The following is a 9,676-nucleotide window of genomic DNA, read 5'->3' as shown; positions in this document are numbered from 1 at the left end:
ACGTCAATTCACGCGATATAATGGAGTTCCTTTGGACTCCATTTTTTAGCTTATGAAAAAACTAATCTTATTATTGTCGGTATTTCCAAGTGTCGGGTATTCGTTTTGTTTTGATGAAGCAGGACAATATTATAATGTTGATCCAGATCTGCTGCGATCGATAGCTCAAGTTGAAAGCAGTCTTGATCCTAATGCTTATAACGAAAACAAAAATAAAAAAGGTCAAGTAACCAGTCGTGATTTTGGACTCATGCAAATTAACTCTAGTTGGTTTCCTCGACTGGCTGAATTTAATGTCAATGAAACCAATGTCTACGAACCTTGTTTTAATGTTTCATTAGGTGCGTGGGTATTAAGCTCTAACTTTGCCAGCCATGGTTATAACTGGAATAGCGTAGGCGCTTATAATGCAGGATTTCTTAAACGTACCGAAAGCGCCAGAAAAATATACATCAAAAAAGTTCAAAAAGTCTATTATCAGTCGCCATTAAAATAACCTTTCTTGCACCATAACGGTGCGGCGCTAGTTGTGTCACGATCTTCTTTTTCCGTTTTACATTCCTTCCCTAATGGTCTCAATCACCCTAGATTCAATCGCCAACGGTTCGGCTTTTGCTCTCGACGTTCCTAAAACAAGTCCAAAAAACACAAACTTGATGCAGACTCATTGGAGGTCATTGTTACCGCTTGGGAATCATCCACACACCACGGCGCATTGAAATCAATGCAAATGGTTGTCTGTTAAAAACATAAAGACAATAAAAACAAGAATTTAAAGATATAATAGTCGTTTAAAGTAACGTGGAAAAATTTTCAAAAATTACACTAATTAGCCGCTTAAATTTCAATGGATAAATATATATTTTCAATGAATATTGATTGATCCCTTATATGTAAAGCGATGAGAGCGTTTTCAATGTTATTTTAATTGGAAATCATTGAATGTTGATTGAGCCCTTTATTGACAAGGCTTAATGGGTGTTTTATAAAATTAATTGATTGAAATTTCATTGGAATAACAATGCTTTTAATTGGGATTGAGGAGGGCAATATGACACGTTCTTATCCATTACAAAGCTCATTACGTGGAAAGTTAGCGCAAGATTTTAAGACGTTTAGGGATAAGGAAGCGTTAAGTGATGCCGAGGCCACGCGGCAACTTTTGATGTTGGCACTGCGCATTAAACTCAATGATAGTGAGGATGATAGTCCATCGAATCGTGCGTTGATGGAAGAGATTTATCGTGTCGTTCGTGGTTCATCTGCGATCACTGATGTGGTTCATGGACAAACCTTTGATGGTGAAAAATTATTCCGAGAACAAAAAGAATCCAAACCCTTTAGGCAACAGGTGAAATCTGATATCGATAATAAAGTCGATGAGTTTCTGGCAGGCAAAAAAAAAGGGTAGTCCATTGGACACCCCTTTTTCTACCGCTCTAACTCTCTATCTAGTTTATTATATTGGTCATTGTTGTTGTCACGCTCCTGATTAAAATCAAACGTTTTTTGAGGGGAGGGTTCTTTGCTGTCGAAGTGTTCAAGCTCTTTATCTTTGATTTCTTTTGTGTGTTGATTAATATCAGTGTCCTGCTTGTTGGTTAATGAATCATGGTCTTGAGTGGGTGTGTCGAATTCCTCTTTTTGTTGATGCGTTTGTTGATGGTATTGTTCAATACCCTGTTTGATTTCCTCAAGCATATTGTCAGGCGAAACAAACTGAATATTTCTCCCTGAAAAGTTAGCCATGATTTTTTCAATGTTGTTGGGATTTAAATCCGTATTGCCTTGACTCAGTACAATCACAATGTTCTGTCTGAGTTCATCGGTAGAGATATTCTGAATGTCATTCTTATGATTGACATTGATAATGTCGTATTGGCCTTGATGCGCTTGATTAATAATAAAAGCATTCTCGATTGAGGTACTGATGATGGTGGTGTGCAAATCATGGCCTTGATGGAATTGCGTTATTTGTTTGGATTTCGTGCCTAATATCCGTGGATTGATGTCGAGTGCCGGATCTTTATTTCCTTGCCCGTCTAAATAAGTCACTTCAATCGCTTTTGTTTCTCCTTTTTTATCGTGAATGTTAGTTATCATCGCCGGGTGAAATGTTTTGTCCTCTGAGGAATATACTGCTTGATGAAAATGAACATGGTCATTCTTAGGGTGTTCAATCCCCAATTTATTGAGGTAAGTTTCGGCTAATGTGCCTGTGAGTGGCTGACTGGTTTGTATATATTCTTTCGCTCTCTCTTCAAATTGTGCCATGTGTTTTGGCGTCGTATTCAGTAATTGGTCATGTTTGGGGTTGGCGGTGAGTTGGTATTTATCAGGATCATTAAGAATGTTGTAGGCTTCTTGCATTGCCTCCTTATAATATATTTCCTTATGAATCATCATTAAATTGATTAATGAGCCTTTTTTACCGGTGGTATAGTCTTTAAAATACCCTCGATATTCCCCCGTTAACGATACCTTTATTGCCGATTTTCCAATACCAAAGGTGAGATAATCACGGTCTGATTTAGATGGGTTCGGTTGCCCCAAGAGGTTGATGGCTAAGCTTTCGGTGTATTTCGGTAACGTTTGGCTGATGTGTTCTTTAAATTGGTTGTAGTCAAAATCTCCGTTTCTATTGTGATAACGCACGTCTTCATGAGATAGGGCTTTGTCATTAAAGTAAGGCGTACTGTGTGGTGCAATGTTCTCGATGGTTTCAATGGCACTGTGTTTATTGACCTCTTTCGATAACCAGCTCTTCATCATCTGTTTTGGGCTGTCAGTAAAGAGTTTCACATGACTACTCGCCCGGCTTAAATCGATGTAAGCGCGTCTTAAGTTCGTCAGTGCGCCTTTACCCTTTAGGGTGGTAATGACGTTCTGATACGTCGCGCCTTGCGCCATATCTGCGGTTCTGGTGTAAGCGTAATCCCAATGCCCGTTTTTCAGTTGGTTTGGATTAAGGCTTAACGTTTGCCCCTCTTTCGACAGTGCGGTGATTTCTTCTTTGGTGGCATGACTGATGGTGTATTCCACATTGGCTTTAATGCCTCGCGCTTTGTCGGTAAATCGGGTCATGATTTTGTCACCGGTTGAAAGTGGCTTTTCTGATTGAACGAAGAGTGACGTGTATTTGTGGTCTTTGTTGCGTGGCAAAAATGGTTTTGTCTTACCTGTATTTACGTCTTGAAGAGTCACCACACCGTGCTCCGAATCAACGTGGGTAATGATGTCGTACTCTCCTGGCTTGGTGCTTAAAATGAGCCCTTTCTGATAAGGCATCATGGTGGTCAGCTCTTCTTTGCTATCACCGGTAGAGCGTAATCGGGTGGTGATGATGTTTTCTTGGCCTATCTCCTGTGTTTTCATCAGTCCGGCACGAATGTGCTCAGTGATGTGGTCACGTTCATTATTTGTGTAAGCGATGATCAGCGTGTTTTCTCGTGTCTCGGGCGTGCGGGCAAGGTAGTCCTGCGCCACCGCGTAAGGCAGCTTTTCGGTGGCGATGAGTTGCGCTTTGCTTTGGTCTTTCGCATTCTCATCGAGGGTTGAGACGATATGTTGCGTGCTACCGAGTGTATCAGGGCCTTGCTGAGAGAGTTTATCGAGGGCGCTGTCTGGCTGCTTATCTACAATGTTGTGTACGGCGCCAAGCAGTATTTCATTCTTCTGACGAACGATGTCGGTCATGTAAGCCGTATCGATACGGCCCTGACTTATGCTCAATTCAAACGGTTTACCAGCATTAAGAGAAAGCAGCTGCTCTTTATCCCCAAGCAAGGTGGCTTTGGAGCCGCTTTTCAATACAAGCTCGGTGAGCTCTTTGGCTTGTTGGTTGCTGACCATGGAGCTTTCATCGAGGAAGAACAGCGTGTTTTTGTAGTCCTCTGGTAAGGTGAGGCCACGTCTTAGGTCGGTCAGTAAGCTTTCCAGCGTTTGCGCTTGTATCCCTTTGCTTTCCAGTTCGCTGACGGCGGCGTGAGTTGGCGCCAGACCGATCACTTGCGAAGGTGCCTGGTTACAGGCTTGGGTGGCGTGTTGAATCAATTCAAGGTTAGATTCGAGCAGGGTGGATTTACCGGTGCCCGCCAAACCTTGCACGGCCACAAAACTGTCTTTGGTCGTTGAGATAAGGGTGATGCCGTCCTTTTGCCCTTGGGTAAGGCGAGGCTGTGCAGCGAGATAATTTCTGACTTGTTGGTGGGTGGCAAACGGCTTGTGTTGATTTTTCCCTTGATCAATGTTTCGTAAAATGTGTTTTTCGGTATCGAGTGCCGCTTGGGTGGTCCAGCGTGTACCATCGCTGTATTCGGCAGAGAGGACGTCACTGCGTTTGGCGAGCTCTGTTTCAATTTGCTCTTTGATTATCGGTTGATTGGCCTCTTCAAAAGCGTAACGGATCGCTTCGATGACTAACTCTTTTTGTGTAAACGCCGCTTCTTTTTCAGAAAGATGTCTTAGGGCAAAGTTCAACGCTTTCTCTTGCAGGGGGGAATTTTGCTCTTTGTTTAAGAGGGTGAGGGCTTGCTCGATGTCGCTTTTGACTGTGGCGGCGGTGGTTTCAGAGAGGTAGCGGTCGTTGACGTTTTGAGTCTGCATGACTCGCTCGATGGCAGAAAGCTTCACTTCGCTTTTCTCAAGCGCGGCCTGGGCTTTATCGGGGTTGTCGGTAAACACATCGATGCGCGCGCTTTTCTCGGTCAGCTCGTGAAAGAGCGCTTTCGAGAGCGTAAAGGCTTTGCCTGAAAGGAGGGTGTGCGCCCTTGGTTCGATATGACTGGCGGTATGGACATAGTCGTATTGTAGTGGTGCGTCTTTCAGGGCTTCAACGGGGATGGTGTTCGATTCGCCCTGCGTGTCCGTTAACGTTAGGGTTTCTTTAGAAATATCCGTGACTACGTAACGCTCATTGGCGTTCAACTCAGATGGAAAGTGCTTACCTGTGGTCATGAGGCGTTCACCTTGGTTAACTTGCAGCGAGGCAGGTTTAAAGATCTGCACGTTGAGGGCTTTGAATCCGGCGGAAGCGGGATCGAGGGTGTATTCTTGTCCATCGGTTTTTCTCAGGACATGGAGTCGATTGTTTGCCTTATCCGAGGTTGAAACCACTAACTCTTGAGGTTGTCCGTCTTCCCAATGGCGAAGGGTCATACCTGGCTTGTAATGTTGCGCTAACTCCTGTTGGGGCTTAGACAAATAATGAGGCTGCTGAGTGAGCAAGGTGATACCGCTGCGGGCAAGTTGCCCCTCGTTCTGCAGAGAGGTCCGGATCGCGTCCGTCAATCGTCGTTGTTCAAGGTGAGAAGTCGCCAGCACTTGTGTGTCTTCTTTGTTTGGTAAGTGGGTATACGCTCTAGCGAGGGTGCGTGTATCGCTGTTGTGCAAGGTAACCTTACTGTCTTTCTGTTTGCTGTCTACCCAAGAGTGCGAGACGACGTTGCCTCTGCGATAAAGCTCGATGGCGTTATAAGATTTAAAACCTTGGCGACTGGACGTGTTGTTCAGCAAGATGACTTTGCTACCCGATCCCTTAGCTTTTGCGTTTAAAGCCATCAACTCATTGGCGCTCATTTTGTGGGCGCTGTCGACAAGAAGGATGTCTTTGTTGGTCATAGGGACGTCTGAGTGCAACAAACTATGGACAGAGTGGCGCTGCTCTTCTTGAAATCGGTGTTTTATCCAGGTGGCGACCGTATGACTTTCACGTTGGATGGTTTGGCTATGACGGTGTTTGTCTTTGGCGTTTTGTGACACTAAGTGGACACGTTTACCGACATGGTTGCCGACGTTCAATAAGTTTTGCGCGATTTGCTCACTGTTGCCAAACACATTGACCACATGAAACTGTTTGGTGGACTGGTAAATGTCCGCTACCTTTTGGCGATTGCCTTGAGTGAGGTTCAGTTTATCTAACGTGGCGTCATTGACTGGCGTGCGCATATGGCGCGTACGCCCTTTGCTGGCCGCCATTAACGCTTGTTCGGTTTTCAGCATGGCTTGAGTGGTGTATTGACCTTTTTCTGAAAGAGGGATGAGAGCACCGTTTTTCACCCATTGGTCAGCGACCATTTTAAGGTCAATCGCATTGGCTTGTACGCCGCCTTTGGTAAACTCGGCCGCGGCTAATTCTATAATCTTTTCCAGTTTTAATGCTGTGTTGTATTGCCCTAAGTGTTCAACGGCGCGACCAAACGCGTCTTTAGCGATTTCTTCAGGGTTCTGTTCTTGTGGAGTGATCCCCAGAGCGTTTTTTACCAGTTCTTCGGGCTTATGTCCTGCGTTGCGCACCGTTTGTTGCCAGCGAACATTGAGGGTTGCCTCACTTTCGTAGGTTTTGGACTTGCGCGTATCAAGGTTGGCTACGTCTTTTGCCGCGCGGGATTCAAAGCCTAAGTCTAAGGTTTGTTGTTCTATTTGTTGTGAGCGAGTGGAGAAGGTGTCGATTAATACTTGAGGAACGCCTTCAACATCAAATTGACCATTGCCGAGGGCTCGCGTTGTATAGCCTAACTCTATAACTTCTTTAGCCAATTGGCTCTGGTATAAAATACCGTAGTATTTTTGGAAGTGGTAAATGCGCTCGCCTGTCCCATTGATGACGCCGCCTTTTTGTTTGAGAGAAGAGGCGAGTGTACGCAGTTGCCCTTCTTTGTCGCGGGTCATGTTTGCCGTTAAGGCATGGGAATGGAGTTGTGGATCGTTTTCACGACTGGTTTTATGGCGGACGACCGCAAAGGCCATCGATTCGGTATTGATGAACTCACGAGCGCCTTCGTCATTGATGTGCGTGGCTTGTGCCACGTCTTTTTCTAGTTGCGATAGCGCGAATTTGACCGCGTCATTATGTGCATCAATAAGGCGAGTATCCCCGCCAACGAGTGCGAGCGTGCTTAATCTTTTTGGTGCTGAAAAAGTCAGGTCAAAACCACATTTATGGTCGCCCCGTTTACCTTTGATGGTTTCATTGCCTAAGTGTCCAGATAAAACGGACTCTAACGTTTTTTGGTTAACCGGTTTACCGATTAGGCCTGCTTCTTTGGCTAACTGACCGTGCCAAAAAGTGTTTTCATTGGTACTGCTTTCTTTGAGGTAGTAGTTGTCGTTACTGTCTTTCTCGAGTGACGTATTAAAGGTATTTGGTGTGTTTTCTTCGTTCAAGTAATACTTGGCGGCGCCAGAGGCGGATTTAAGAGGGCTAATAGACATCATAAGGTGTTCTCCTTTTGTTGGGGCGCAGCAAAGCCGCCACGTCAGCGAAATGCCGGTGATTTGGATTCCGTGCGAATGGGTTAGCGACGGTGTTGATGCGAATGAGAGGGGGGCAGGGCTTGTTACAGGGGAGGGCTAAATTGTTTTTGCTCTCAGTGAGCATTGATGTTGTATTTCGTGTGGTTAATCGTACATCTCGCCCTGTTCTATTTGTGTTATGGACGCCTCTTCGGTTTCTCGCTGAAGTGCATTTTGTGTGTCTTCTGCGAGCTGTTGGTTTTGGGTTGCGTTATTGGTCGGGTTTTTCTTTTTCGAAGCTTTGGCAAGGGTTTGTTTCTGACGGGCTCTGGTTTGCTGCTGCTCTTCTTCGTTTTCGTACGTACTTTGCTGAATGGCAAGTAATCGGTTTCTTTGGGTTTCATCGAGTTCATGCAAAGCAATTAATTCATGAAAAATTAAGGCTTGATCGATACTCTCCATTGCTTTCCCTCCGAGTATGCTGCGTTTGATGAAGGAGGGTTGGAGATTGCTCATGCGATCGTATTTCAGTTGCAGTTTCGTGATGAGCATGGAGTTAGGCGTGCGTAAGTAACACTCTAAATCATCCAAACCTTGGATTTCCGCTGGAGAAACCACAGGGCGCGTTTTGTTTTGATGGCCGAGTGAGACACCGTCACGCAGTGCGTTCGCACCGTAAGAGATATTTTCTCGTGAGATATCGATTTCTTGATCACCAAGGTCCTCCGAGGAAATGGCGGCCATCGCTTTTGAAGGGGCGCGGAAGAAAAAGCGCGTGTTGAGCAAATCAAAAATGACTCTGGCCGCGTTGCGCCCATAAGTGGTTTCTAATTGAGCGTAAGATTGCAACCCCAGTAAATAACACCCCCCAAATTTACGCACTTCAGAAATAATGTGCGTGAGCTCAGGCAGTTTATGTAACGTAGGCATTTCATCGATGATCACCCAAATTCGGCGGTCGTCATCGGGCTCCATTCCTAGAATGGCGTTGGAGGCAATCGCAAGCCACATCGAGATCAGTGGTCTGAGGGCGGTGTGTTGTCTGGCATTACTGGATAGGAACAGAAACCCTTGTTGTGATTCGTCTTGTACCCAATCTGTGATCGAAAATGGCGCCCGTTTACGGTGGCCTTGGGCGTCTTTTTCATCCAAACCATGTAAGTAACGTAAGGACTTAATGTAAGTCGCTAGGACTGATTTGATGGAAATAGCCGTCTTCTCGATACTTTTCGAGACCAGTGAGCTGGCTTCGGTGTCTTTTAAGTGGTCACCGAGAGTGGAAAGCTCCGACGTTAAGATAATGTGCAGCAAATTTTCAATCGTACATTCGTGTTTGTCATCGAGCATCATTTGATAGGTGGTTGCCGCGAAAATGGTTCGTGCGGAGTCTACCCAAAATGGGTCGCCTTCACCGTGTTGCGGAATGAGTGCGGCCGCGAGGGATTCAAAGTCCGGAGCCTCTTTAGCATCACTCCAAATATCCCACGCTGCGCAACGTTCATCGAAGGGATTTAAAATCACGTCTTTGTGCGGTTCATAGAACTTACTGACAAAATCGCAGCCTTTATCGTAAATAATGGCTTTGTCTCCGCGTGCTCGTATCCAACGTAAGAGTTTGCGAATCGCAACGGACTTACCTGCCCCCGTAGTACCGTCAATCATCAGGTGTTTGACTTCAAATCCATCAACAAAAAGCTTGTGACCATCGAGCACAAAAGGGGAGAGTTTTTTCTTCTTTTTTAGCTCTGCGGTGACGGCTTTAGGCTCAGCCAATTGAAAGCCTCGAATGTGATTATCTTCGCTCTGCTTCTGCCCTTTTCTCTTAAACCAGTGGTTAATCATCACAAACAGCACGGTGGAAGCGGCCACATAGACCAGTAGGCCAACAAACAGGGCTTGCAGCAATTCTTGGTAGCACTGTGCCAAGATGGGGTTTTGCAGTTGTTGGCCAAGGGTGCTGCTGTAGCGTTGCTCTTCCCATTCGACCACCACGTTGCGCTCTAAGCTAAAACCTAACTTGTTGAAAAGCTGAAATAGACTGTAGTAGTAGGCCCCCGTTAATGTGTTAGTCGAGGTGATGAAGTACGTGGTGAGAAGCCCTAGCAAGGCCGCGAAGATATTGAGGTACTTGATTGTGGTCACGTTCACTTGCCACCACATACGGATGTTGTGAAAAGTGATTTGACCACCACGAGTCGTAGACATAGAAAAACTCCTTGTGAAGGAAAACAAAAAAAGCGCCCACACTGAGTGCGGCGCTTTTGGTCGGTAGAATGAAATCAGAAATAAGGTGACAGGCTGCAAAGGAGGTGTATTACGAGTGCCAAGGTTAAGGTACGACAGAATCGCTTGGTGATCACACGAGTAAAACTTCAGGTCTATGAAGCCTCTGGACAAAAACACTTTAGATTATTAGCTCTAACGTACTCATGTAGATTAGTAA

At 45.4% G+C, this 9,676-nt stretch carries 4 protein-coding genes; 2 read left to right on the top strand and 2 right to left on the bottom strand.

What is annotated here, in order from left to right:
- Positions 1 to 52: 52 nt before the first annotated feature.
- Both L3V35_RS21845 and L3V35_RS21840 read left to right on the top strand, forming a co-directional pair.
- A complete protein-coding gene (locus L3V35_RS21845) occupies positions 53 to 496 on the top strand; it encodes a lytic transglycosylase domain-containing protein (RefSeq protein ID WP_048663649.1) in 444 nt (147 codons plus the stop codon).
- Positions 497 to 1,051: 555 nt separating this feature from the next.
- Positions 1,052 to 1,411: a hypothetical protein gene (locus L3V35_RS21840; protein ID WP_029224421.1), complete on the top strand. Its 360-nt coding sequence runs from the start codon at positions 1,052 to 1,054 to the stop codon at positions 1,409 to 1,411.
- Between the two features lie 20 nt (positions 1,412 to 1,431).
- Here the strand turns inward: L3V35_RS21840 and traI are convergent, their stop codons facing one another.
- Together traI and traD are read right to left on the bottom strand one after the other, a co-directional pair.
- The gene (gene traI, locus L3V35_RS21835; RefSeq protein ID WP_237300656.1) at positions 1,432 to 7,215 is read right to left on the bottom strand and encodes a conjugative transfer relaxase/helicase TraI; all 5,784 of its coding nucleotides are present in this window, start codon (positions 7,213 to 7,215) and stop codon (positions 1,432 to 1,434) included.
- 183 nt (positions 7,216 to 7,398) lie between these two features.
- Complete coding sequence (gene traD / locus L3V35_RS21830; RefSeq protein ID WP_237300655.1) at positions 7,399 to 9,438, bottom strand: type IV conjugative transfer system coupling protein TraD; 2,040 nt, start codon at positions 9,436 to 9,438, stop codon at positions 7,399 to 7,401.
- Positions 9,439 to 9,676 lie beyond the last annotated feature (238 nt).

The organism is Vibrio sp. L5-1, from assembly GCF_021728315.1.
Lineage (GTDB): Bacteria > Pseudomonadota > Gammaproteobacteria > Enterobacterales > Vibrionaceae > Vibrio > Vibrio splendidus_K.
Note: the sequence above shows the minus strand (reverse complement) of the source record. Positions and strands in the feature narration are given on the sequence as shown.